We start from the raw sequence: 24,248 nt of genomic DNA on the forward strand, positions 1-24,248 counted from the left end.
TGGGGGGTCGGTGGTCCGAAAGGTAACGCGGCAGTCCCCAGATGGTCGCGGCGACCGTTCGTCTCAAGGGCGGCGGTCAGGAAGGATCGCCGCCCGCCCCGGCGGGGCTCAGTTTCCAGCGGATCTTGGTTTCGGAATCGGTGCGGGCCGAGCCGCGCACCACGATCTGCAGCGAGCGACGGCTCAGCCCCTCGTCGATATGGACGGAAGGCTCGATGGCCACGTCCGGCCCGTCGGTGCGGAACCACCAGCCCCGGCCTGAATGGCCGCGCAGCAGGATGGAGCGGCGGTCGCGGGCCAGAGAGGCCTGAACGCCGGGTTCGAGCTGGAAGCGTACGGCATAGGGGGCGGCGATGGCGCGGACCACGTCCCTGTGGCCGGGGGCGGGGTGCAGCCGTTCCTCGGCGCGCAGTTCGTCGAGCCGCTGGTCCAGATAGAGGCGGCGCTGGTGCAGCAGGCCGTAGTCGTGAACCCAGCCGTCGTGTTCGACCTCGAGCCAGACCGCGCCCTCGCCGTCGCGCTGGTCGACGGCGAGGTGCAGCGGCCGGCCGACCAGACGATGGCCCAGCAGCTCGCCGCGCCAGCCGCCCAGGGGTTCGCCGGTCGAGCCTTCTCCCAGGGTGAGGGTCGAATGGCCGGGGGCGAGGCGCAGGCCCTGGCGATCGGGGGCGCGCGGGGTCCAGCCGCAGCCGGTGACGATCCGGTCCTTGCCGCAGACGATCTCCAGCGCCATCGGCTGGGCGCAGGCCGCGCCGGACCAGGCGCCGCGCGCGGGGGCGGCGATGTCGGCGGCGATCGTCAGCAGGGGGCTGCGGATGCGGGCGACGCCGGCGACCGTGCCGCTGACGGCGTCGCTGTGGGCGTCGTCATGGGCCCGGCCGGCGGCGACCCGGGCGGCCGTCGAGGGCCCGCCGCCCTGCAGGGTGATCAGCCGGCCGTCGGGCAGGGTCTGCAGCCGCAGGGCGTGGGTCAGGCGCCGGATCGTGGCGCGCACGGCGTCGGGGGTCGCTTCCGAGACCTGCGACAGGGCGTCGTCCAGCGTCAGCAGGTCGAGCAACAGTTCGAGCCCGGCTTCCGGGCTGCGGCTGGCGTGGCCGCCGTCGGGGCCGACGGTGCGGTCCAGCGCGCCGGGCAGGCCGCGCAGGGCGGAGCGCCGCAGACCGGCGCCCGTCCCGCCGGCGAGGGTGCAGCCGGCGATGGCGGCGGCGGTCAGGCGCCCGGCCTTGCCGGCGAGACCGCCGGGGGGCCGCAGGAGCTGACGGCCTTGCCGGCCGAGGATGTCGGCCAGCCGGAGCCGCTCGGCCTCCGTCGCCACCTGGCCCATGCGGCGGGCGGCGCAGGCCAGGTTGATGGTGCGCCGGGCGAGGATCTCGGGACCCCAGGCGAAGGGCGACCAGCGGGCGAAGGCGTCGGCCCATGCCAGGGTCAGCCGCACCGCCTCGCGCGCGCCGCGCTCGCCCTGCAGCATCAGCGACGGCAGCCAGGCGAAGCTGTGCAGCTCGACCGCGAAGGCGCGGGTCGGGCTGGCCCGGTTCCAGGGGTCGGCGGGCGCGGCGGCCTCGAGGCTGGATCCGGCGAGCGCGAATTTTCCGCCGAGCACCGTCTTGCCTTGGGCGGGATCGACCGGACGGAAGTCGCGCGGCGTGGCCGCGAAGCCTTGGGCCGGGCGGCCCTTCAGGGTCAGGCTGTAGCCGGGCAGGCCATAGAGTTCGATCCACAGCTGGCGGGTCAGCAGGCGACCGATGACGGCGGGCCAGAGGCCGGGTCCGCTGGACGCGCCGCTGGTCCGGACCGGCGTCCGCATCGGGGCGCCGCGCAGGCCCGGAATCTGTCCCGGCGCGGGACTGTCGGCTTCGGGGCGGGCGAAGGGGCCGAGAGGGCTCACGCTGCCTTCAGGGCCTGGATGTTGGCGGCGTAGGCGGACGGCCCGCCCCGGAACACGGCGGTGCCGGCGACCAGGGCGTCGGCGCCCGCGGCGACGCAGGCGCCGGCGTTGGCGGCGGTGACCCCCCCGTCGACCTGCAGGTGCGCCTTTGATCCGGCGGCGTCGAGCAGGGCGCGGGCCCGCTCGATCTTGCGCAGGGTGGCGGCGATGAAGGACTGGCCGCCGAAGCCCGGGTTGACCGACATCAGCAGCACCAGGTCGACCAGGTCGATGACGTCTTCCAGAACGCCGAGCGGCGTCCCCGGATTCAGGACCACGCCGGCCTTCGCCCCCAGCTGGCGGATGCGGCCCAGGGTCCGGTGCAGGTGCGGCCCGCTTTCCGGATGGACCGTGAGGATATCGGCCCCGGCCTCGCGATAGGCCTCCAGCCAGGGATCGACCGGGGCGACCATCAGGTGGACGTCGAACGGCAGGGCGGTGTGCGGACGCAGCGCCTTCACCACATCCGGGCCGATGGTGATGTTGGGCACGAAATGCCCGTCCATCACGTCGACGTGAATCCAGTCGGCGCCCGCGGCGTCGAGCGCGCGAACCTCCTCGCCGAGGCGGGCGAAGTCGCTGGCGAGGATCGAGGGGCAGATCAGGGGCGCGGCCATGTCAGCGGGATAAGGCGGGTCGGGGGCGGGAGCAAGGCGCAGGCTTGGGTCGGGAGGGTTCCGGCGCTACACGGTTCGGTCATCACCGCAGGGAAACCGTCATGAGTGAACATCTCGCCACCGTGGAATGGAGCCGCGGCGATCAGGATTTCACCGGCGCCCGCTACTCGCGCGCCCACGACTGGCGCTTCGACGGCGGGGCGGTGGTGCGCGGCTCGTCTGCGCCGTCCGCCCTCGTGCCGGCGCCGCTGTCGGATCCGGCCGCGGTCGACCCTGAGGAGGCGCTCGTGGCGGCCCTGAGCAGCTGCCACATGCTGTTCTTCCTCGCCTTTGCGGCCAGGGCCGGCTTCACCGTCGATTCCTACCGCGACGAGGCGGTCGGAGTTCTGGCGCGGGACGAACGCGGCAAGACCTCGATCACGACCGTCGCGCTGAGGCCCGCCGTCGTGTTCTCCGGCGACCAGACGCCCGACGCCGTCGCCATCGACGATCTGCATCACCGGGCTCACAGCGCCTGCTACATCGCGAACTCGATCCGGGCCGAGGTGACGATCGAGCCGCGCTAGACCTTCGGCGCCACGGCGACGTCGTTCAGCAGGGCGGTGAAGCGCCGCACGGCCTCGTCGGCCAGTTCGGGATGATAACGCATCGGCGGCGCCGTCATGGGCTCGTCGAAGGAATGGGTGCCGTCGGCGATCCAGGTCTCGACCTCGACCCCGCAGCGGCGGACCATGTCGTGCACGCGCTCGGCGTTGCGGACGGTGGTGAGGTGATCGGTGCGCGAGATCACGGCCAGGGTCTTCGGACAATGGGTCCATGGCCGCATCCGGTTCACCGCGCCGACGCCGACGTAGGGATAGGCCAGATAGGCGCCGACCACGCCGTCGAGCGGGACAGCCCCGGGGTCCTCGACGCCCAGCATGCGGCGCCCGCGTGGCGAGCTCATCGCCTCCATGATGCCCCAGCCGCCATGGCTCCAGCCGGCCAGCACGATCTTCGAGGCGTCGACGTCGGGCCGTCGCGACACGCCGTGCAAGGCGGCCAGCACGTCGCCCGCCCTCTGCGAGCCGTGCAGCAGGACGCCCGTGCAAACCATGGCCATGGCGAACTGGCGGCTCCAGCCGCGCGGCGCATAGGAGTCGACGATCACGGCGCGCCAGCCCGCGGCGACAGCGGCCGCGGCGTAGCGGGGCAGGTGATCACGCAGGCCGCCGCAGCCGTGGAACAGGATGACGGTCGGGCGCGCCCGGTCGTCGTCGGGGCCGACGACGGTCGTGTGCGGCTCGAGCATCGACCAGCGCTGGGAGAGGGTTTGCATGGCTTTCACCTATCCCTTCTCCCCTTGCGGGAGAAGGCGGCCCGCGTAGCGGGTCGGATGAGGGGTTTCACGGGCGTTGCCGGGCCGGCGGTGCGACCCCTCGCCCGTCGGCGCAAGGGGAGAGGGAGCGCGGCTAGTGCCGGAAGACCCGCACTCCCGTAAAAGCCATCGTTACCCCGGCCTCGTCGGCGGCGGCGATGACCTCGTCGTCGCGGATCGAGCCGCCGGGCTGGATCACCGCCGTTGCGCCCGCCGCGACCGCTTCCAGAAGACCGTCGGCGAAGGGGAAGAAGGCTTCCGAAGCACAGGCGGAGCCCTCCGCCAGCGAATGCGCCAGACCCTTGGCCTCGCCAGCCTCGCGGGCGCGGATGGCGGCGATGCGGGCCGAGTCGCGGCGGTTCATCTGGCCGGCGCCGATGCCGGCGGTCTGGCCGTCCTTCGCATAGACGATGGCGTTGGATTTCACATGCTTGGCCACGGTGAAGGCGAACAGCATGTCCTCGATCTCCTGCGGCGTCGGCTGGCGACGGGTGACGATCTTCAGATCGGAGGCGGCGATGCGGCTGCGGTCGCGCGACTGGACCAGAAAGCCGCCGGCCACCGAGCGGAACACCTCGCCGGCGGCCAGCGGGTCGGGCAGGCCGTCGGTCAGCAGCAGGCGCAGGTTCTTCTTGGCGGCGAAGATCGCTTGGGCCTCGTCGTCGGCGCCGGGGGCGATGACCACCTCGGTGAAGATGTCGGTGATCAGTTTCGCATCGGCGCCCGACAGCGGCCGGTTCACCGCGACCACCCCGCCGAAGGCCGAGACGGCGTCGCATTCCAGGGCGCGGGCGTAGGCGGCCGACAGGTCATTGCCCACGGCCACGCCGCAGGGATTGGCGTGTTTGACGATGACGCAGGCGGGGCTCTCGAACTCGGCCACCAGCTCATAGGCGGCGTCGGCGTCGGCGATGTTGTTGTAGCCCAGCTCCTTGCCCTGCAGCTGGCGGGCGTGGGCGACGCCGGGTCGCGCGTCGCCGGTACGGTAGAAGGCGCCGGTCTGGTGCGGGTTCTCGCCATAGCGCAGCGTCTGGGCCAGGGCGCCGCTGATCGATTTGCGCGCCGGGGCGGCGTCGCCGACCTGGCCGGCGAACCAGCCGGAGACGGCGGCGTCATAGGCGGCCGTGCGGGCGAAGGCGCGGGCGGCGAGGCGTTTGCGCAGGGCCAGGGTGGTGGCGCCCTCGGCCTTCAGGGCCTCCAGCAGTTCGGCGACCGAGGCCGGGTCGACGCAGACGGCGACATAGCCGTGGTTCTTCGAGCCCGAGCGGATCATGGCCGGGCCGCCGATGTCGATGTTCTCGACCACGGCGTCGAAGCCGCCGCCCGAAGCGACCGTGGCCTCGAACGGATACAGGTCGACCCAGACGATATCGATGGGGCCGATGCCGTGGGTGGTCATGGCCTCGGCGTGGGCGGCGGCGCCGCGCACCCCCAGCAGGCCGCCGTGGACCACGGGATGCAGGGTCTTGACCCGGCCGTCCATCATCTCGGGGAAGCCGGTCAGGTCGGCGACGTCCTTCACCGGTACGCCGAAGCCGGCGATCGCGGCGCGGGTGCCGCCGGTCGAGACCAGTTCGACGCCGAGGCCGTGCAGGGTGCGGGCGGCCTCTTGCAGCCCGGCCTTGTCGGACAGGGAGATCAGGGCGCGCTTCGGCGCCACGCGGTCCGGCGCGGGGGGAAAGTCGGGAGCGGCGGGCATGGCGGCGTCCGTATCTGGCGTGAGGGGTCGGGGAGACGCGCCGCCTCTAGCACCGGACGCGCCGCGATAGAACCGCCGGGGTGGATCAGACCGCCGAAATCGACCCCGATCGGCGCGTGGACGGGAAGAGCGGGTCCGGCTGGAGAAGGCCGGATCTTCCGGATGTCGCAGGGGCTTAAACCGGCATCAGATCATGGCGAACATCGCAATCGCCGCAGCGGCCATGCAGCCGGTCGCGAACCAGCCCGTCAGGCGCAGCGGCAGCGGGGCGACGAACGCGCCCATTTCGTCGCGACGCGACGCGACGATCATCATCGCGGCCATCAGGGGCACCGCGATCACGCCGTTGACCACGGCGCTCCAGAACAGCGCCTTGATGGGATCGAGCGGCGAATAATCGACCGCCACGCCGACCAGGACCGCCAGCCCGATCACCGCGTAGAAGCCCACCGCGTCGCGCGGCTTGTGCTCGAGCCCGACCGGCCAGCCGCGCGATTCGCAGACGGCATAGGCCGCCGATCCCGCCAGCACGGGCACCGCGAGGAGGCCGGCGCCGATGACGCCCAGGCTGAACAGCCCATAGGCCAGGTCGCCCGCGATCGGACGCAGCGCGCGGGCCGCGTCAGCGGAGGTCTGGATGTTGGTCACGCCCGCGGCGTGCAGGGTGACGGCCGTGGTCAGGATGATGAAGAAGGCGGCCAGATTGGCGAAGCCCATGCCGAAATAGGTGTCCCAGCGGATGCGGCTGAGCTGGGAAGGCCCCTGTTCGGGATGCTCGATCAGCGGGTCCGTCGTCGGATCGGCCTCGTCGTCCTCGACTTCCTCGGACGCCTGCCAGAACAGCAGGTAGGGACTGATCGTGGTGCCGAAGAGCGCCACGATCATCGTCACCGCCGCCCCGGTGAGCGAGAGCTGCGGCATGACGGTGCGCCGCGCGACTTCGCCCCAGTCGACATGCACCGTGAGCGCGACGGCGAAATAGGCCAGCAGCGCCAGCGTCAGCCATTTGAGGAAGCGGACATAGCGATGATAGGGCACCAGGATCTGAAGCGTCAGGGATACGCCCGCGAAGACCAGGGTGAAGACGTGACGCCCCCAGCCCAGGGCCAGTTCCGCCGCCGCGCCCATCGCGGCGAGATCCGCGCCGATGTTGATCGTGTTGGCGATGAACAGGAGCGCCACCAGGGCGGTGACCACGGGCTGTGGAAACACCCGACGCAGATTGGCGGCGAGACCATGTCCGGTGACGCGGCCGATCCTGGCGCTGATCAGCTGGATCGAGGACACCAGCGGATACAGGAAGACCATGGCCCAAAGCATGTTGACGCCAAACTGCGCGCCGGCCTGCGAATAGGTGGCGATGCCGCTCGGATCGTCGCCAGCCCCGCCCGTTATGAGCCCCGGGCCCAGCCGCTTGAGCAACGCCGCGCGGCGCAGTCTGCCGGAGGTCGGTTTCATCGTCTTGTCCCGTCCCGCCGGCGCCCCGGGCGCATGCTCAAATCCAGACGTGCGCTTAATCGATAGGGGAGGGCGCCGCATAACAGCGCGATCCCGCCCACAATGATGGCTTGGCCATACCGAGTCTATTCCATGATCTGGATGAGGGATGTGGGCCGCGAGAGGCGCATGCCGGAATCCGCTGCGCGGCGTCGGCGCCGGGTTCGCACGCGGATCCCTTGGGCCGGTCCCGGAAGCGGGCGTCAGGCCGCCAGTTGACTGAAATCCACCACCATCGGCTCCCGCCCGATCAACGACAGAAAGCGCCGGAACGCGGCCTGATCCAGCGCCGTCGTCGCGGTGTTGGTCAGGGGATGGAAATTGACGATATCGGCATCCCACAGGGCCTTGTCGAGGACGAAGGTCACCCGCCGGTCGGGGTCGTTGATCAGGCCCAGGGCCGTGACAGAGCCGCCGCGCACGCCCAGGGTCTCGTACAGCAGGGCCTCGGCGCCGAAGGATAGTTTGTCCGAGCCGATCGTCCGGGGCGCGCGCTTCAGATCGACGACCGTGTCCTGACGCGCCGAGATCAGCCACAGCCGGCCCTTCCTGTCCTTGAGGAACAGGTTCTTGGTGTGGGCGCCGGGCATGGCGGCCTTGAGCTCCAGCCCCTCCTCGACGCGGAAGACGGCCGGGTGGTCGTGGGTGGTCCGGGCGACGCCATGGTCATCCATCCACGCCATCAGGCGATCGCGGTCGAAGGCGGGCTCGGGCGTCTTGTCTTCGGTCATGAGGGGCCGCTAGGGATGGAAACGTCACTCGATACCGCCCGGAGCCCGCTCGTGGAACTCGAATGCTATCCGATGACGCAGACGCCGCCGGACCTGGTGCCCGGACGCCAGTCGCGCAACTGGATGGACGCCTTCGCCAGCCGCCACCCCTATCGCTGCCTGCCGCTGACCATGGCCAACACCACGGGCTGGGAGCTCCTGTGCCCCCTGACCTTCACCGCCGAATGGAACGGCGGACCCAGCCAAGCGGACATCGTCATCACGCCCGAGCGTCCGACCGCCGACCTGACCCATGTGGTGACCTCGCATTTCTCGCGCGGGGTCCTGACCATGCATCCGCAGTATCTGTTCCGCACGCCGCCGGGCTGGGGCCTTCTGGCCGGCGGCTCGCCCAACCACATGAAGGACGGCATCCAGCCGCTGACCGGCCTGATCGAGACCGACTGGCTGCCCTTCCCCTTCACCATGAACTGGCTCTTCACCCGGCCCGGCCGGGTGAAGTTCGAGAAGGGCGAACCCTTCTGCTTCATCACCCCGATCGAGCACCGCAAGGTCGAGACCATGCAGCCGGTGATCCGGTCGCTGGAGTCCAATCCGGTCATGCACGGCCAATTCGAGGCCTGGAACCGGGCCCGCACCGACTTCAACAAACGGCTGGCCTCGGGCGACCCGGACGCCGCCAAGGAGGCGTGGCAGCGCTATTATTTCAAGGGCGAGATTCCCGAGGATCTCGGCGCGGCGCCGGAAACCCACGTCAACAAGCGCCGGCTCAAGTCGCCGCGCGTGGGCTGAACTCTCCCCGCCGAAGCGGGGAGGTCAGGGTTACATCGGCCGGGTGACGCGGGGGCCGAGGTTGGAGATGACCTCGCCAGCGTCGAAGGCGTTGGGGTCGCCGGCCGGTTTGGGGCCGCGGCCCATGACGATCTCGGCGGAGGCCTCGAAGCGGTCGATCTCGCGCACGTCGAAATCGCGGGCGAACGGATCGCCCCACGGGCTCCAGTAGCCGCGGCGATAGTAGCGCCACGACGGACCCCAGTAGGGGCCGTACCGGTCGTAGTAGAAGGGGTCGGGCGTGGCCTGCAGGCGGACGTCGCGGTCGGTGGCGCGGTTGACCGTGGCGAACCAGTCATAGCCGTTTTCGCGGGTGATCTCGGCGGCGCGCAGCAGCAGGGCCATCTCGACCTGGTCGCGCGAGGTGACGGAATTGCCCGAGAAGCTGACGCGGTAGCGGTCGGCGTCGACGCGCTGTTCGGAATAGCCATAGCGGCTGTCGACGCCGGCGGGTCCGTAGGGGGTGGCCGTGGCGCAGGCGGACAGGGCCAGGGCCGCCGTCGCCGCCAGTAGCACGGGCTTGAGGAACCGGTATCTCATGGGAACTCTCCTTGACGCGTCATGACGCGCCCTGCCTGCTGAACGGGACATGAACAGCGCGGTTCCGTCTGGCCGCAAGCCCTTATAAACGCGAAACAATAAGGACGGCGGCGGCCAGCAGCAAAACACCGGTCATGAGGGCGAAACCCTTGCGGAAACGTGGCTCGTTCATGCGCCGCGCAAGGGCGGCTCCCCCCAGACCGTAGGCGGACATCGAAAGCACGTCCATGCCGATGGTGGCGAGGGCGAACAGGGCCAGCTGGGGGACCGCGGGGCGGTTCACGTCGAGGAAGGGCGGCAGGACGGCGGTGAAGAAGAGTATGGCCTTGGGGTTGGCGATCTGGACCATGAAGCCGTCGACCAGGGCGCTGCGCCCCATCCGGACGGTCGGCGCATCGGGGTCCGCGGCGGTGCGGAAGGCGCCGCGCAGGGCGTTGAGTCCCAGCCAGGCCACATAGAGGGCGCCGCCGATCGAGATCAGCCGGAACACCTGCGGAAAGGCGATCACCAGGGCCCCCAGCCCAAGGGCGGCGGCTGCGAACCAGACCAGGGTGGCGGCGTTCATGCCGACCACGCCCAGAAGCGCCCCGGCCTTGCCGCGCTGGACCCCGTTGGCGACCGAGAAGATGTTGGCCGGCCCCGGGGTGATCGCCATCACCGTCATGACCCCGAGGAAGGTCAGATACAGGTGCGGATCGACGGGAAGGCTGGCCATGCCGTCCTGTCGGGCGGGCGGCGGTTGCGGTCAAGCCTGTCGGGCGGCTCAGTAGCCGGTGGAGGGCTGGGTGTTGCGCGGTTGCTCGGGCGCGGAGCGGGCCTGTTGCGCCAGACCGGCGCGGACCTGATCGGGGACGCCGCGGACCCGGGCGACGCTGGCGGCGCCGGTCTGGACGATCGAGGCGCGGGCTTCGTCCGTGGCCGCCGCCGCGGCGCGCCGGCTGAACCAGGCCTCGAGCTGGACGGCGAAACTCTCGAACCCCGGCTGATACCGCGCCAGGACTTCCTCCACGCGCGCCGACGCCCGGCGGCGGCTGGATCCGGCGGCCTGCACGGCGGCGCGGACCTCGGCGTTCATCGCCTCGACCTGGGTGCGAAACGCATCCGCCGCGGTGTTGATGTCGGCGTCGGACGGGGCGAGGGCCCGGGCGGGCGCCGGCGCCGCATCCTGTGCGAGGGCGGGAGCGCCGATGGCGAGGCCGGCGGCAAGGGCGAGGATCAGACCGGAAGGCATGGCTCTCTCCTGTCGGCGCGCCCCCCGGGCGCCATGTCAGACCGGCCGATCAGGTCCCGTCGTCGTGTTCCGGGGCTTCGTCCGTTTCGTCAGCGTCTTCGGCGCGGCCGGCGGCGACTTCGACCTGCGCTTCGTCCAGCGAATCCATGGCCTCGCCGACGGCGTATTCGGCGACCAGGCCGTAGGTGACCATGTGTTCCGGATCGTTGGAGGCCCAGGAGCCGTTCGTGGCGATGCCCTGGGCGACGGCCAGGGCGCCCGGGACCTGGGCCATGGCGTCCGAGACGACCGCGCCGACATCGACCCCGGCCAGGGCCTCGGCGACGATCGCATTCACATCGATCGCGGCCAGGGCCTCGGCGGCGATCGACGAGGCGTGCTGCGTGGCCACGGTGGTGAAGGCGGTGACGTCGGGCTGATATTCGGTCCAGAGAGCGGCGATGCGGAGCTCGCGCTGATCCTCGGTCAGGCTCTTGTCTTCGGAAATGGCCTCGGCGCGTTCGCCGAAGGCCTCCATGCGCGCCTCGAATGCGTTGGCGGCGGCTTCCAGCGCGTCCTCGGACGGGCCGCGCGCGTCCTCGGCGACGGCGGCCGAGAGCGGCAGCAGGGCCAGGGCGGCGGCGAGGGAGAGGGCCTTGATCATCGGTCGGGTTCCTTGAGCGAGCCCACCGAGGTTCCGCCGAACGCCGTCCGCTCTCAAGTGAAATCGCGGTAAGGCGGCGGACCCGGAGCCGCCGCCTTCCGGATCAATAACTTATTGCGGCGTCGCAGGCGCGGCGGGCGCCGCCGCGGCCGCGGCGGCCTGTGTGATCTGGCCGCGCACCATGGCCGGCAGGCCCTGGATCATGGGCACGACGGTCGAGGCCGCCGACGCCATCTCCGCCTTCTCTTCCTCGGTCCCGGCGGCCGCCTTCGCGTCGAAGAACGCCTTGAGCTCGGCGCTGAAGGCGTCGGCGTCAGGCTGGTAGCGCGCGACGATGGCGTCCAGCGCGGCGTCGGCGGCGGCCGTATCGCCCGCCGCAGCGGTGACGGCGGCCTGCATTTCACCGCCCATGGCTTCCATGCGGGCGCCGAAGGCTTCGCCCTTCGCGTCCAGCGCGGCTTCGGCCGGATCGACCGCTTCGGCGGCCGGCGGCGCAGCGGGCCCGTCCTGGGCGAAGGCGGGGACGGCGAAGGCCAGGGCGGCCGAGGCGGCGAGGATCATTCGGATGGACATGACGGTTCCTGGTGCGGGGAAGGAGCCCGTGCTCCCGTCCGCAGGATGACGGATATTCCGGAACGGAGCGAGGCCAATCTCCCGGGATCAGCCCCGGTCGCGCGCGTCCCGCTTGCCCAGCACCCGAAGGCGCAGGGCGTTCAACTTGATGAAGCCGGCGGCGTCCTTCTGGTCATAGGCCACGGCGCCGTCCTCGAAGGTGACCAGCTCCTGGTCGTACAGGCTCTCGGCGCTCTCGCGACCGATGACGGTCGCGTTGCCCTTGTACAGCTTGACCCGCACCGTGCCCGAGACCTTCGCCTGCGAATGGTCGATGGCCGCCTGCAGCATCTCGCGCTCGGGCGAGAACCAGAAGCCGTTGTAGACCAGATGGGCGTATTTGACCGCCAGCTCGTCCTTCAGATGCATGGCCCCGCCGTCGAGGGTGATGGACTCGATCCCACGGTGGGCGGCCAGCAGGATGGTCCCGCCGGGGGTCTCATAGACGCCGCGCGACTTCATGCCGACGAAGCGGTTCTCGACCAGGTCCAGCCGGCCGATGCCGTTGTCGTGGCCGTACTGGTTCAGGGCGGTCAGCAGGGTCGCCGGCGACATGGCGTCGCCGTTGATCGAGACAGGATCGCCCTTCTCGAAGCCGATGGTGATGACGGTGGCGACGTCGGGCGCGTCCTCCGGCGACAGGGTGCGCTGGTGCACGAATTCGGGGGCCTCGACCGACGGATCCTCAAGCACCTTGCCCTCGGAGGAGCTGTGCAGAAGGTTGGCGTCGACGCTGAACGGGGCCTCGCCGCGCTTGTCCTTGGCGATCGGGATCTGGTGCTTCTCGGCGAAGTCCAGCAGGTGCTCGCGCGACTTGAAGGCCCATTCGCGCCACGGCGCGATGACGCGGATGTCGGGCTCGAGCGCATAGTAGCCCAGCTCGAAGCGGACCTGATCGTTGCCCTTGCCGGTGGCGCCGTGACAGACGGCGTCGGCGCCGACCATGCGGGCGATCTCGATCTGGCGCTTGGCGATCAGCGGCCGCGCGATCGAGGTGCCCAGCAGATACTGGCCCTCGTACAGGGCGTTGGCCCGGAACATGGGGAAGACGTAGTCGCGCACGAACTCCTCGCGCAGGTCGTCGATGAAGATGTTCTCTTCCTTGATGCCCAGCTTCAGCGCCTTCTCGCGCGCCGGCGCCAGCTCCTCGCCCTGGCCGAGGTCGGCGGTGAAGGTGACCACCTCCGCGCCGTATTCGGTCTGCAGCCATTTCAGGATGATCGAGGTGTCGAGACCGCCGGAATAGGCGAGGACGACCTTCTTGGGCGCGGACTGGGTCATGCGGAATCCTTCGTAGAACGCGGGGAGGCGTTCGGCGGCGTTGCGCGCGCTTAAAGGACCAGACGCCCCGCGATGCAAGGGCGGGAATGCGGCAGGATCAGCCCCAGGGGCCCGAGCGGCCGGCGGGCGTGACGGGGACGCTGGTCGTCGCCGTCCCGGGCGCGGCGTCTGCGAAGGCTGCACGGCGCGGCGCCCGACCGATCTTCGTCCCCATCTCCATCAGCGCCTTCACCCGGTTGCCGGTGGCCGGATGGGTCGAGAACAGGTTGTCGGCCCCGCGGCCTGCCAAGGGGTTGATGATGAACAGCTGGCCCGAGGCCGGATTGCGCTCCGCCGTCGGATTGACGATCCGGCGGGCCGAGGCGTCGATCTTCTGCAGCGCCGCGGCCAGCGCATGCGGATCGCCGGCGATGTCCGCGCCGACGCGGTCGGCCTCGTATTCGCGCGAGCGGCTGATGGCCATCTGCACCAGGCCGGCGGCCATGGGCGCGAGGATCATCAGGGCCAGGGTCCCGACGACGCCACCCGGCCGTTCCCGGTCGTCGCCGCCGCCGAAGAACATCGCGAAATTGGCCAGGGCGGCGATGGCCCCGGCGACGGTGGCGGTGACCGTCATGGTCAGGGTGTCGCGGTTCCGCACATGGGCCAGTTCGTGGGCCATGACGCCGCGAATCTCGTCGCGCGTCAGCATGTCCAGCAGGCCGGTGGTGGCGCAGACGGCGGCGTTGGCCGGATTGCGGCCGGTGGCGAAGGCGTTGGGCTGGTCGTTGGGGATGATGGCGATGACGGGCCGGGGCAGGCCGGCGTTCCGGGCCATCTGCGCCACGTCGGCGACATAGGCGCGGACCACGGCGTTGGGGTGCTGTTCGTCGACCGGCTGGGCCCGGTACATCTTCAGCACGATCCTGTCGGCGTTCCAGTAGCTGAACAGGTTCAGGCCGCCGGCGACGACCAGGGCGATCAGCATCCCCGTCGCGCCGCCGATCATGTAGCCGACGCCCATGAACAGGGCGGTCAGGGCGGCGAGAAGAATGAAGGTCTTCAGGTGGTTCATGTCGGTTTTACCGGAACGCCGCTGGCGCCTTCGGGGAGAAGGCCTAACTTGTGGGGTTCAACGCCCAGGCTCAAGGCGAGGCCGCTGTGACCGATCATCCCACCCCCGAACCCGGCGCCGCGCCGCAGCTGAACCAGGACGTGCCCCACGCCGCGCCCGACCGGCCGCTGAGCGACGCCGCGCGCCGGGCCCTGCTGGAAGCCGCCGGGCGCCGCGCCGCCGCGACGGCAGCCGAGCCCCAGACCGAACACGGCGGGCCGCGCGGGCCCGAACCGACCCGCTACGGCGACTGGGAGAAGAAGGGTCTGGCGGTCGATTTCTAAGCCGATTTCCAGGCCGGGCGAACGAAGGCGGGCGAACGGCGTTAACCGTTCCGTTCAGGAGACGCCGCCGATGTTACGACCGCTCGCCGCCGCAGCTCTCGCCACGCTCGCGCTCGCCGGGGCCGCCTCGGCCCAGACCTACGGGCAGCCGATCTATCTCAATGCATACGGCCGGCCCGTTGGCGGGACGCCGCTGTCCGAGGTGGAGACCCGCTCCTACGTCGAGACCGGACGCTGGGGCGACGGCTATTCCGATCGGCCGCAGGTCTATGTGCCCGCGCCCGGCTATGGGCGGCCCTATGTCCGCTACGGCAGCGGCTACCGGTCCTACGGCTCCCATGGCCATGGCGCCTACGGCTATGACCGGGGTTATCGATATGGCGGCCATTACGACCCGCCCCCCCGCCCCGGCTATCGGGACGCGTGGGGTTACAACGACGACCGGCCGCCGTCGGCCTGGAGAGGGCGCGGCGAGCGGCGGGTGCGCCATCAGCATGACCGCGATTGCGGCTGTCCGGATGTCTATTTCTATGACCGCTGATCCGGCGGACATCGCGCCGGCAAGGTTAAATTGGAGGGTCACAGGGGAATGAAGCCGTCCCGGTTTCACCCCTGCGGTGTAATCCGAACCCTTTTCTTTCCAGAGACTTAGGATGGCTCCAACACCGGAGCCTGTCTCATGCGTATGCTTACCGTCGCGGCCGGAGCCGCCTTCCTGATCCTCGCCGCCGGCCCCGCCATGGCGAGCGGCCCCACGGGCGGTCATGGCGGCCATCCGGGCGGCGGTTGCGGCAGCTGCGGCGGCGGCGGGAACCGCAACATCAACGTCAACGTCAATGCGAACGCCAGCGCCAGCGCATCCGCGAGCGCCTCGGCCCGCTCGTACCTGAACGCCCGCGCCTACAGCGTCGGCGGCGCGCGGGGCGCGGTCGGCGGCGGAACGGTCTATGTCGGCGGCGGCTACGGCGGGGACGCCGGCGGCTATTACGGCGGGCCGGTCCATTACAACGAGGTCGCCTATGAGGGCCGCGCCTGCGCACCGGCTCCGTTCGGCTATGTGCTGGGCGGCTTCGGGCGCGACGAGCGCTACGCCCCCGTCTGCGGCAATCGGTACTATGAGGATGCCGACCGGGGCGGCCGCTACGGCTACAGCGAGCGGCGGGATTCCTATGCGGAGAGCCGGTACGAGGAAAACCGGTACGAGTCCCGGGAGGCGTACAGTTCGTTCGAAGGCGGGGCCGTCTGGCGAGACGCCGACCATGGGCGCCGGGAAGAGCGGTACGAGGACCGCGGCGGCCATGACGTCGAATATGGCGCCCGCGAGTACGACCGGGGCTATATGGACGGACGGCGCGATTGCGATTGCCGCCCGGACGGTCGGGACGGCGAGCCCTATGTCCATGCGCCCGAGCCGGCCCCGTATGGCTATGCGCCCGAGCCGCCGCCCGCGCCCGTCTATGAAGCGCCCATGACCCCGAACCAGTACTATGGCATCGGCGGTGAAGCGCCGCCGCCCCGGCAGTATTACAGCCAGGAACCTGGCGAGCGCGGCTAGGCGGCGCTCATCTCGGCGACGATGGCTGCCGCGGCCTGAGCCGGATCGTCAGCGCCGACCACCGGCCGGGCGACGACCAGATGGGTCGCGCCGGCGCGCAGGGCGTCGGCGGGCGTCGCCACGCGCTGCTGGTCGCCCCTGTCGGCGCCGGCGGGCCGCACGCCCGGGGTGACGATCAGGAAGTCGGGCCGGCCCGCCGCGACGGCGATCTCGCGCACCCGGGCCGCCTCCAGCGGGCTGGAGACCACGCCGTCGACGCCGCAGTCCAGCGCCTGTCGCACCCGCCGCTCGACAAGCTCGGCCGCCGAGAAGCCGTAGCCGAGCTCGGTCAGGTCCGCGTCCGACAGGCTGGTCAGGACGGTGACGGCCAGCAGTTTCGTGTCCGACCCGGACGCGTCCCGGCCCCTGACCGCGCCGCGCATCACCTGGGGTTCGGCGTGGACGGTCAGCAGGTCGCAGCCGCCCTCGGCCACGGAGCGCGCGGCGCCTTCGACCTGGGCCCCGATGTCGTGCAGCTTCCAGTCCTGAAACACGGATTTGCCCGCCGATCGGAGTTCATGGGCGAAGGCGACGCCTCCGGGACGGGCCAGGAGGGTCAGGCCGATCTTGTAGGAGATCACCGCCTCGCCCAGCCGGTCGACCATGGCGCGGGCGGCGTCGACGGAGGGCAGGTCCAGGCCGACGATCAGGCGGGGGTCGGTCTTCGCAGCCGTCATGACGTCTCCGTTCCGACGCAGGGGGTGGACGCGCGCGATCGCGTCGGCCCTTATGCGTTCGATTCAATTGGGGGCGAGGTCAGCACATGGACGCGGTCGATCTGGGGGTCAACCTGTTCGTGGCCCTGTTCGCCCTGGTGGATCCGATCGGCAATATCCCGATCTTCGCCGCGGCGACGGCGGGAGCCACGACGCGCCAGCGGCTGTCGGTCGCCGCCCTGATCTGCCTGTTTGCGGCGGCCTTCCTGGCCTTCTTCTTCTTCACCGGTCTGGGCCTGCTGCAGTTCTTCGGCATTTCGCTGGCGGCGTTCCGCATCGCCGGCGGCATCCTGCTGCTGCTGCTGGGCCTCGACATGACGCGCGGGGACTTCCTCAAATCCTTCGCTGACAACGACCCGGACAGCAATCCGGCCGACGTGCGCGGCTATGCCCGACGGCGGTTCCAGCGGCTGGTGGTGCCCTTCGCCATGCCCCTGATGATCGGGCCGGGGGCCATCTCGACCATCATCATCCAGGCCGGCGAGGCGTCGAAGATCGGCTATCAGGGCCAGGTCGCGGGCATGGCGGCCATCATCGCGGCCTGTATCGCCACCTTCCTGTGCTTCGCCCTGACGGGTCCCATCAGCCGCATGCTGGGCGAGGTCGGCATGTCGATCATCGTCCGCGTGCTGGGCCTGATCCTGTGCGCCCTCGCCGTCCAGTTCATCCTGATGGGCCTGTCCGAAGCCCTGCCCGGCATGATCTCGGGCGCCGTGACCACGCCCTATCCGACGGGCGGTCACTGACGCCGAAAGACCTGCGGAAGGCGGCGAATTCCGTCGAGGAATTGGAAGACGGTTTTCGGAGGAATTCGAAGACGGTTTCCGGCCCGAAAGTGCGACATGGAATACAGCGGAGACTGCGTCCGGGTCAGATCCGCTTCAGCCGCTTCGCATGGCCGCCGACCATGTTCAGGGCGACGCGATCCGGCAGGTGTTTGGCCAGCCCGGCCAGCAGATTGTTCATCACCCCCGGCGTGACCTTCGGGCGGTTGGCCTCGCAGGCGGCGTAGCCGACGCGGGCGACGTGGTCGGCCGTCTGCCACATCCAGGCGGGATAGGCGGTCGAGACCTCCTCGCGCGTGCCGTTGACGTCGTGGAACTCGGTCAGGGTGTAGCCGGGGCACAGGGCGGTGACGTGGACGCCCGTTCCGCGCAGCTCGAGGTACAGGCCCTGCGAGGCCTTGATCAGGAAGCTCTTGATGGGCCCGTACAGGGTGTCGCCGCCGGTGGCGGGCATCTGGCCGGCCAGGGAGGCGACGTTGAGGATGCGGCCATAGTCCCGCTCGACCATGCCGGGGGCGAACAGCCGGGCCAGTTCGACCGGGGCGGCCAGCATGACGCGGATCATGGCGGCGTGGGCCGCCGGGTCGGTGTTGAGAAAGCCCGCCGTGCGGCTGAAACCGGCGTTGTTGACCAGACCGTCCACCGTCAGGCCCCGCTGCGCGATGGCGCCGAACAGGCGGCGGGGCGCTTCCGGGTCGGCGAGATCTTCCGTCAGGACGGTGCTGGCCGCGCCCGCATGGGCAAGCTCTTCGGCGAGGGCCTTCAGCGGCGTCTCGCGCCGCGCCGTCAGCACCAGGTCCCAGCCGTGCCCGGCATAGACCCGGGCGAGGGCGGCGCCGATGCCGGCGGACGCGCCCGTGACCAGCATGACCGGCCTCGGCCGCGAGGGCAGGCTCATCTCAGGCGGCGACCGGGCAGGATGGGTGCGGAGCGAACGCCTTCAGCGAGACGGGGTCCTGGTCCAGCAGGTCGGCGATGGTGATCTTCGACAGGGCCGCGCCGGCGGCCTGGTCGGCGGCGGTCAGGGCCCTGGCCACCTGACGGGGGATGTGTTCGCTGACCGGACAGCCCTTGGCCCCCGCGGGCGGCGAGCCGAGGTGGGCGCAGCCGTTGACGGCGCGCAGCACGGTCTCGAGCGAGATGTCCTCCGGCCGGTGCAGCAACCAGGCGCCGCCCGAGGCCCCCGGACGGGTGGCGATCAGCCCGGCCTTGGCCAGCAGGGCGGTCACGCGCCGAACGACGACGGGATTGGTCGGAATGGAGGCCGCCAGAATCGCGCTCGCCGCCGCGTCGGCGGGCGAATAGGCGCCCTTGTGGGCCAGATAGGCCAGGGTGTGGGCGGCGACGGGGAAACGTTGGCTGTCTGACATGATGCAGCCTCCAAGATAGGCGTTGCCAAGCTCTTTCACAAACCGGACATCTTCAGGGCGGCGCCCTTGCAACCTTCGCACTCGCAGTACGATTGAACCGCGGAATGAAAGAGCCTAAAGGCTCGCCGCTCTTTTGATGGGAACCGCGTTGTGCGGGGTCCCGGAGGAACTCTATGGCCGGGGCCTCTCCCCAAGGTGAAGACGGCGCCGGCGCCGCCACCTCCAATTCGCAAACTCCCTCCGACAAGTCCGTCGCTCCGGCCCATCCGCATCCCGCGGCGGCCGGCGAGGGCGGTCACGTCAAGGCCGGCAAATGGGGCCTGATCATCGGCGCCATCGGCGTGGTGTTCGGCGACATCGGCACCAGCCCGCTCTACGCCATGCGTGAGGCCCTGCACCACTCGAGGGGCGGCGGGGCGGAAGAACTGGCCGTCCTGGGCGTCGTCTCCCTGGTGTTCTGGGCGCTGCTGCTGGTCGTGACCCTGAAATACGTGGTCTTTCTGATGAAGGCCGACAACAAGGGCGAGGGCGGGACCCTGGCTCTGATGGCTCTGGCCCAGCACGCCATCGGACGGCGCTCCGGGCTCATCTTCATCCTCGGGGTTTGCGGCGCGGCCCTGTTCTACGGCGACGGGGTGATCACGCCCGCCATCTCGGTCGTTTCGGCGGTGGAAGGTCTGCGCGACGCGCCGGGCGTCAGCGACGCCCTCAGTCCCTACGTCGTACCGATCGCGGCCGGCATCCTGATCGCCCTGTTCCTGATCCAGTCGCGCGGCACCGCCAGCGTGGCGCGGTTCTTCGGCCCCCTCACGCTCGTCTGGTTCCTGATCCTGGCCGCGTTGGGCGTCTATCACATCTTCGACGACCCCTCGATCCTGCGCGCCCTGTCGCCCCACTACGGAGTGCTGTTCCTGTTCGACAACGGCTTCCTGGGCTTCGTGATCCTCGGCAGCGTCTTCCTCGCCGTCACCGGGGCCGAGGCTCTCTATGCCGACATGGGCCATTTCGGAAAGGCGCCGATCAGGCTGGGCTGGCTCTGGGTCGTTCTGCCCTGCCTGACCCTCAACTATCTCGGTCAGGGCGCCCTGGTGCTCGACACCCGCGCCGCGGCGGCCAATCCCTTCTGGATGATGGTCCCGGACGTCGTGTACTGGCCGGTCCTGATCATGGCCACGATCGCCACCGTTATCGCCTCGCAGGCGGTCATCACCGGCGCCTTCTCGGTGACGCAGCAGGCGGTGCAACTGGGTCTGCTGCCGCGCATCGACATCCGCAACACCTCGGAAAGCCAGGCCGGCCAGATCTTCGTGCCCTCGATCAACATGATGCTGATGGTGGGGGTTCTGGCTCTGCTGGTGACCTTCCAGACCTCAACCAGTCTGGCCGCCGCCTACGGCATTGCGGTTACCGGATCGATGTTCGTCGACAGCCTGCTGGCCTGGTTCATCGTCCGCAAGCTGTGGAAATGGAGTCTGCCCCTGTCGCTGGCGGCGATCAGCCCGCTGGTGGCCATCGACCTGGTCTTCCTGACCTCCAACATGCTGAAAATCCCGCAGGGGGCGTGGTTCCCGCTGGTGCTGGGCGCGGCGCTGGTCCTGCTGATGTGGACCTGGGTGCGCGGCACGCAGATTCTGTCGGAAAAGACCCGCAAGGACAGCCTGCCGCTGACCGATCTGATCGAGATGCTGCGGGCCCGCCCGCCGCACCGGGCCCCTGGCACGGCCATCTTCCTGACCAGCGACCCCGACGTCGCCCCGGTCGCCCTGATGCACAATCTCAAGCACAACAAGGTGCTGCACGAGAAGAACGTCATCCTGACCGTCCGCACCACCGACAGGCCGCGCGTGCCGGACAGCCAGCGGGTGACGATCGAGCCGATCTCGGATGACTTCAAGAAGCTGACCATCAGCTACGGCTTCATGGAACAGCCCAACATACCCAAGGCCCTGGGCGTGTGCCGGAAGCAGGGGCTGAAGTTCGACATCATGTCGACCAGCTTCTTCCTCGGCCGGCGCTCGGTGGTCGCCTCGGCGTCGCAGGGCATGCCGCTGTGGCAGGACCGGCTGTTCATCTTCCTGACCCGCAACGCCGCCAACCCGACCGACTTCTTCCACATCCCGCCGGGCCGGGTGGTCGAGCTGGGTACACAGGTGGTGGTGTGAGCCGCTCGCCCGAGCCGGGGCGCAGCTCCGCCGCCCGCGGTCGCCGCATGGCGGACAAGGCAAGGGCCGGAACCCGGCCGCCGCGCCCGCCCAGGGTCGAGGTCCATGACGACAGCCCCGACATCGGCGTCGAGGCGCGGATCGCGGCCGGCGTCCTGCTCAACGCCGCCCTCGAAGGGCGGGGCGGGCTGGATGCGGCCCTGTCGTTCCGGGAGGTTTCCAGCCTGCCGGGGCCGGACCGGGCCTTCGCCCGCGCCGTGGCCATGGCGGCGCTGCGGCGGCTGGGCGAGATCGACCAGATCCTTGACCGCAAGCTGCAGAAGGGCCCGCCGCTGGCGGTGCGCACCATCCTGCGCGTCGCCCTGGCCCAGATGCTGATCCTCGAGACGCCGGCCTTCGCGGCGGTGTCGACGGCGGTCAAGCTGGCCGAGCGCGAGCCCAAGACGCGGCCCTACAAGAACCTGGTCAACGCCGTCCTGCGCGGCATCGACCGCGAAGGGCCCGGCCTGACGACGGCCGAGAGCAACCTGCCCGAATGGCTGGCCGCCCGCTGGCGGGCCGCCTATGGCGAGCCGGCGCTGGTCGGCCTGGCCCTGGCCGCCCGCGAGGAGCCGGCGACGGACCTGAGCGTCAAGCCGGACGTCGAGGCGGCGGCGGTCGCGGAAGCGGTCGAGGGCGAGGTCCTGCCCGGGGGCTCGATCCGCACCGGTCTCAGGGGCGATGTCGCCGCCTGGCCGGGCTTCGAGGACGGCGTCTGGTGGGTCCAGGACGCGGCGGCGGCCGTGCCCGGCCGGCTGCTGGCCCCGAAGGCCGGCGAGACCGTCATCGACCTGTGCGCCGCCCCGGGGGGCAAGACGCTGCAACTGGCGGCCTCGGGCGCCAGCGTGGTGGCGCTGGACCGGTCGGCGGTGCGGCTGAAGCGGCTGACCGAAAATCTGCAGCGGACCGGCCTGAACTCCGAGGTCGTGACCACGCCCGCCGAGGACTGGGACGACCCGCGCACCTTCGACGCCGTCCTGCTGGACGCGCCCTGCACCGCCACCGGCACCTTCCGGCGCAACCCCGAAGTCCTGCGCGCCACCAAGCCCGCCGACGTCGCCAAACTGGCCGATGTGCAGCACCGGCTGCTGGACGCCGCCGCCGAACGGGTCAAGCCGGGCGGACGGCTGGTCTATTGCGTCTGTTCGCTGGAGCGCGAGGAGGGCGAGACCCAGATCATCGCCTTCCTGCGCCGGAACCCGGCGTTCAGGACGGCGCCCGCCGTCCCCGCCGAGGTCGGCGCGCCCGACGAAGCACTCACTTCCGAGGGCTGGCTGCGCATCCTGCCGTCGATGTGGGCGGAAAAGGGCGGGCTGGACGGCTTCTTCATCGCCCGTCTGGACCGGGTCGGCTGAGATCGGGCGGATCGAGACTCCCGCCTCTCCCGGCCCGCGACTCCCGGAGCGTCATTCCGGCCCGTGCAGCACCGTGTAGGTGACTGGCGTCCGCACGGTGAACCCGAGCGTCTCATACAGGGTGATGGTCGCGGTATTGGCGGCATAGGCGTGCAGGAAGGCCTGTTCGCCGCGTTCGAGGATGCGCTGCGTCACCACCCGCATCAGGGCGCTGGCGTAGCCATGGCCGCGGTGGTCGGGATGGGTGCAGACGCCCGACACCTCGGTGAAGCCCGTCGGCCGCATCCGTTCCCCGGCCATGGCGATCAGCCGACCGTCCCGTTTCACGCCGATGAATTCGCCGAGCTGGTGGGTCTTCTCGAAGAAGGGACCCGGGACAGTCAGGGTCGCCAGCGCCAGCATCTCGCCGGCGTCGGCCTCGCCCAGAGGCTCGAAGGCGATGTCCCGCCCGCCCGCCGTCAAGGCCGAGGCCGTCATCTGCACGCACAGCGCGGCCGATCGGACGCGGCAGCCCGAGGGCGGGGGCATGTCGCCCGCCTCCACCAGCCCCATCCCGTTGGGCGACGTATTGAGAGCCGCCAGCGCCGCCTGGCTCTCCGGCGAGGCGTCGGCGGCCGCGCCGAACAGGGCCCAGGCCGGATCGAACCGCAGCGCCCGCGCATCGCCGAGCGCCAGATCGGCCTGGCGGCTGGTCAGGGTGCTCCAGACCGGGCGATCCAACGGATGGGCAGGGCTCATCGGCCTTGTCTAGCGCAAGCGCGACGGTCCGCCAGAGGGACCGGAAAGGCGGGGTCCGAAAGCCGCCGTCAGGCGCGCCAGAAGCCGACGATCCTCTTGACCTCGTCGACCACCGGATCGGCGATGGCGGCGGCGCGTTCGGCGCCGTCCCTGAGCACCCGGTCGATCTCGGCCGTATCGGCCATCAGCCGGCGCATCTCGGCGGTCACCGGGGCCATGGAGGCGACGGCGAGGTCGGCCAGCCTCGGCTTGAAGGCGCCGAAGCCCTGGCCGGCGTATTCGGCCAGCACGGCCTCGCGGCTCATGTCGGCCAGGGCGGCGTAGATGGTGACGAGGTTCTTCGCCTCGGCGCGGCCCTCGAGGCCTTCGAGGGTCTCCGGCAGCGGATCCGGATCGGTGCGGGCCTTGCGGATCTTGGCCGTGATCGCATCGGCGTCGTCGGTCAGATTGATGCGCGACTGGTCCGAAGGATCGGACTTGGACATCTTGGCCATGCCGTCGCGCAGGCTCATGACCCGCGGCGCCGGCCCCTGGGTCAGGGGCTCGGGCAGGGGGAAGAAGCCCGGGGCGCTGAAGTCGGTGTTGAACTTCTGGGCGATGTCGCGGGTCAGCTCGAGGTGCTGTTTCTGGTCCTCGCCGGTCGGCACCTCGGTGGCCTTGTAGAGCAGGATGTCGGCCGCCTGGAGCACCGGATAGGTATAGAGGCCGACGGACGAGCGTTCCTTGTGCTTGCCCGACTTCTCCTTGAACTGGGTCATGCGATCGAGCCAGCCGAGGCGGGCGACGCAGTTGAGGATCCAGGCCAGCTCGGAATGGGCGCGCACCGCCGATTGGGGCCAGATGATCGACCGGGACGGATCGAGGCCGGACGCCAGATAGGCGGCGGCGATCTCGCGCGTCTGGGCGGTCAGCAGGGCCGGGTCCTGCCAGACGGTGATGGCGTGCAGGTCGGCGACGAACAGGAAACAGGGCGCGCCGCTGTCCTGCAGCTGGGTGAACCGCTTCAGGGCCCCCAGATAGTTGCCCAGATGCAGGGCGCCGGAGGCCTGGATGCCCGACAGGACACGGCGCGGGCCGGTGTAGGCGGGAGCGGCGGCGGGGGAGGCGTCGGTCATGTCGAGGCGCAATGCCCGACCGTCGCCCAAGGAG

General features: G+C 70.5%; 26 protein-coding genes. 8 read left to right on the forward strand and 18 right to left on the reverse strand.

Annotated elements, in window-relative coordinates:
• Positions 1-76: 76 nt before the first annotated feature.
• Positions 77-1,885 carry a heparinase II/III family protein gene (locus ASD59_RS11695; RefSeq protein ID WP_055831850.1) on the reverse strand — a complete coding sequence of 603 codons (1,809 nt, stop codon included), beginning with the start codon at positions 1,883-1,885 and terminating at the stop codon, positions 77-79.
• On the reverse strand, positions 1,882-2,541 hold the full coding sequence (gene rpe, locus ASD59_RS11700; protein WP_055831851.1) for a ribulose-phosphate 3-epimerase: 660 nt from the start codon (positions 2,539-2,541) through the stop codon (positions 1,882-1,884). The genes ASD59_RS11695 and rpe overlap by 4 nt, the downstream gene beginning before the upstream one ends.
• A 101-nt stretch (positions 2,542-2,642) precedes the next feature.
• Between rpe and ASD59_RS11705 the strand changes: the two genes are divergently transcribed.
• Positions 2,643-3,107 carry an OsmC family protein gene (locus tag ASD59_RS11705; RefSeq protein ID WP_055831854.1) on the forward strand — a complete coding sequence of 155 codons (465 nt, stop codon included), beginning with the start codon at positions 2,643-2,645 and terminating at the stop codon, positions 3,105-3,107.
• Here ASD59_RS11705 and ASD59_RS11710 read toward each other — a convergent pair.
• The 4 genes from ASD59_RS11710 to ASD59_RS11725 form a co-directional block, all read right to left on the reverse strand.
• Positions 3,104-3,859, reverse strand: coding sequence for a dienelactone hydrolase family protein (locus ASD59_RS11710; protein ID WP_055831856.1), 756 nt, complete (start codon positions 3,857-3,859; stop codon positions 3,104-3,106). The genes ASD59_RS11705 and ASD59_RS11710 overlap by 4 nt on opposite strands.
• Positions 3,860-3,992: 133 nt before the next feature.
• Positions 3,993-5,597 (reverse strand): bifunctional phosphoribosylaminoimidazolecarboxamide formyltransferase/IMP cyclohydrolase, encoded by a 1,605-nt coding sequence (gene purH, locus ASD59_RS11715; RefSeq protein ID WP_055831858.1) that lies wholly within the window; start codon positions 5,595-5,597, stop codon positions 3,993-3,995.
• 186 nt (positions 5,598-5,783) lie between these two features.
• Complete coding sequence (locus tag ASD59_RS11720; protein ID WP_055831860.1) at positions 5,784-7,055, reverse strand: NRAMP family divalent metal transporter; 1,272 nt, start codon at positions 7,053-7,055, stop codon at positions 5,784-5,786.
• Between the two features lie 242 nt (positions 7,056-7,297).
• The gene (locus ASD59_RS11725) at positions 7,298-7,825 is read right to left on the reverse strand and encodes a prolyl-tRNA synthetase associated domain-containing protein (protein WP_055831862.1); all 528 of its coding nucleotides are present in this window, start codon (positions 7,823-7,825) and stop codon (positions 7,298-7,300) included.
• Positions 7,826-7,876: 51 nt separating this feature from the next.
• Here ASD59_RS11725 and ASD59_RS11730 point away from each other — a divergent pair, with 51 nt between their 5' ends.
• The gene (locus tag ASD59_RS11730; RefSeq protein ID WP_055831864.1) at positions 7,877-8,617 is read left to right on the forward strand and encodes a DUF6065 family protein; all 741 of its coding nucleotides are present in this window, start codon (positions 7,877-7,879) and stop codon (positions 8,615-8,617) included.
• A 30-nt stretch (positions 8,618-8,647) separates the two neighbouring features.
• Here ASD59_RS11730 and ASD59_RS11735 read toward each other — a convergent pair whose 3' ends face one another.
• From ASD59_RS11735 to htpX, 7 genes are all read right to left on the reverse strand, one after another.
• On the reverse strand, positions 8,648-9,196 hold the full coding sequence (locus ASD59_RS11735; protein WP_055831865.1) for a CC0125/CC1285 family lipoprotein: 549 nt from the start codon (positions 9,194-9,196) through the stop codon (positions 8,648-8,650).
• 82 nt (positions 9,197-9,278) lie between these two features.
• Entirely contained in the window at positions 9,279-9,911 is a 633-nt protein-coding gene (locus ASD59_RS11740) for a LysE family translocator (protein ID WP_055831867.1), read from the reverse strand.
• A 48-nt stretch (positions 9,912-9,959) separates the two neighbouring features.
• Positions 9,960-10,427, reverse strand: a complete 468-nt coding sequence (locus tag ASD59_RS11745; RefSeq protein WP_055831869.1) for a hypothetical protein — start codon at positions 10,425-10,427, stop codon at positions 9,960-9,962.
• Positions 10,428-10,476: 49 nt separating this feature from the next.
• Positions 10,477-11,070: a hypothetical protein gene (locus ASD59_RS11750; protein ID WP_055831872.1), complete on the reverse strand. Its 594-nt coding sequence runs from the start codon at positions 11,068-11,070 to the stop codon at positions 10,477-10,479.
• Between the two features lie 111 nt (positions 11,071-11,181).
• Positions 11,182-11,643, reverse strand: coding sequence for a hypothetical protein (locus ASD59_RS11755; RefSeq protein WP_055831874.1), 462 nt, complete (start codon positions 11,641-11,643; stop codon positions 11,182-11,184).
• An 87-nt stretch (positions 11,644-11,730) separates the two neighbouring features.
• Positions 11,731-12,963 (reverse strand): argininosuccinate synthase, encoded by a 1,233-nt coding sequence (locus ASD59_RS11760; protein ID WP_055831876.1) that lies wholly within the window; start codon positions 12,961-12,963, stop codon positions 11,731-11,733.
• Positions 12,964-13,060: 97 nt separating this feature from the next.
• Positions 13,061-14,017, reverse strand: coding sequence for a zinc metalloprotease HtpX (htpX, locus tag ASD59_RS11765; RefSeq protein WP_055831878.1), 957 nt, complete (start codon positions 14,015-14,017; stop codon positions 13,061-13,063).
• Positions 14,018-14,103: 86 nt separating this feature from the next.
• On the opposite strand from htpX, the gene ASD59_RS11770 reads away from it, so the two are divergent.
• The 3 genes from ASD59_RS11770 (at position 14,104) to ASD59_RS11780 (ending at position 15,895) form a co-directional block, all read left to right on the forward strand.
• Complete coding sequence (locus ASD59_RS11770; RefSeq protein ID WP_055831995.1) at positions 14,104-14,340, forward strand: DUF1674 domain-containing protein; 237 nt, start codon at positions 14,104-14,106, stop codon at positions 14,338-14,340.
• 70 nt (positions 14,341-14,410) lie between these two features.
• Positions 14,411-14,881, forward strand: coding sequence for a hypothetical protein (locus ASD59_RS11775; protein ID WP_055831880.1), 471 nt, complete (start codon positions 14,411-14,413; stop codon positions 14,879-14,881).
• Positions 14,882-15,019: 138 nt separating this feature from the next.
• Entirely contained in the window at positions 15,020-15,895 is an 876-nt protein-coding gene (locus tag ASD59_RS11780; RefSeq protein ID WP_156377021.1) for a hypothetical protein, read from the forward strand.
• Here the strand turns inward: ASD59_RS11780 and pyrF are convergent.
• Positions 15,892-16,611 (reverse strand): orotidine-5'-phosphate decarboxylase, encoded by a 720-nt coding sequence (gene pyrF / locus ASD59_RS11785; RefSeq protein ID WP_055831884.1) that lies wholly within the window; start codon positions 16,609-16,611, stop codon positions 15,892-15,894. The genes ASD59_RS11780 and pyrF overlap by 4 nt on opposite strands.
• Positions 16,612-16,697: 86 nt before the next feature.
• On the opposite strand from pyrF, the gene ASD59_RS11790 reads away from it, so the two are divergent.
• A complete protein-coding gene (locus ASD59_RS11790) occupies positions 16,698-17,396 on the forward strand; it encodes a MarC family protein (RefSeq protein WP_055831886.1) in 699 nt (232 codons plus the stop codon).
• A gap of 124 nt (positions 17,397-17,520) precedes the next feature.
• Here ASD59_RS11790 and ASD59_RS11795 read toward each other — a convergent pair whose 3' ends face one another.
• Positions 17,521-18,303 (reverse strand): SDR family NAD(P)-dependent oxidoreductase, encoded by a 783-nt coding sequence (locus ASD59_RS11795; RefSeq protein WP_082560176.1) that lies wholly within the window; start codon positions 18,301-18,303, stop codon positions 17,521-17,523.
• A gap of 31 nt (positions 18,304-18,334) precedes the next feature.
• Entirely contained in the window at positions 18,335-18,805 is a 471-nt protein-coding gene (locus tag ASD59_RS11800; protein WP_055831891.1) for an Rrf2 family transcriptional regulator, read from the reverse strand.
• A gap of 173 nt (positions 18,806-18,978) precedes the next feature.
• Between ASD59_RS11800 and ASD59_RS11805 the strand changes: the two genes are divergently transcribed.
• Both ASD59_RS11805 and ASD59_RS11810 read left to right on the forward strand, forming a co-directional pair.
• The gene (locus ASD59_RS11805; RefSeq protein ID WP_055831893.1) at positions 18,979-20,967 is read left to right on the forward strand and encodes a potassium transporter Kup; all 1,989 of its coding nucleotides are present in this window, start codon (positions 18,979-18,981) and stop codon (positions 20,965-20,967) included.
• Between the two features lie 47 nt (positions 20,968-21,014).
• Positions 21,015-22,361 (forward strand): RsmB/NOP family class I SAM-dependent RNA methyltransferase, encoded by a 1,347-nt coding sequence (locus ASD59_RS11810; RefSeq protein WP_055831894.1) that lies wholly within the window; start codon positions 21,015-21,017, stop codon positions 22,359-22,361.
• Positions 22,362-22,412: 51 nt separating this feature from the next.
• Here the strand turns inward: ASD59_RS11810 and ASD59_RS11815 are convergent, their stop codons facing one another.
• The gene (locus ASD59_RS11815; protein WP_055831895.1) at positions 22,413-23,099 is read right to left on the reverse strand and encodes a GNAT family N-acetyltransferase; all 687 of its coding nucleotides are present in this window, start codon (positions 23,097-23,099) and stop codon (positions 22,413-22,415) included.
• Positions 23,100-23,167: 68 nt separating this feature from the next.
• On the reverse strand, positions 23,168-24,214 hold the full coding sequence (gene trpS / locus ASD59_RS11820; RefSeq protein ID WP_055831997.1) for a tryptophan--tRNA ligase: 1,047 nt from the start codon (positions 24,212-24,214) through the stop codon (positions 23,168-23,170).
• Positions 24,215-24,248 lie beyond the last annotated feature (34 nt).

This window comes from Brevundimonas sp. Root608, assembly GCF_001427825.1.
Lineage (GTDB): Bacteria > Pseudomonadota > Alphaproteobacteria > Caulobacterales > Caulobacteraceae > Brevundimonas.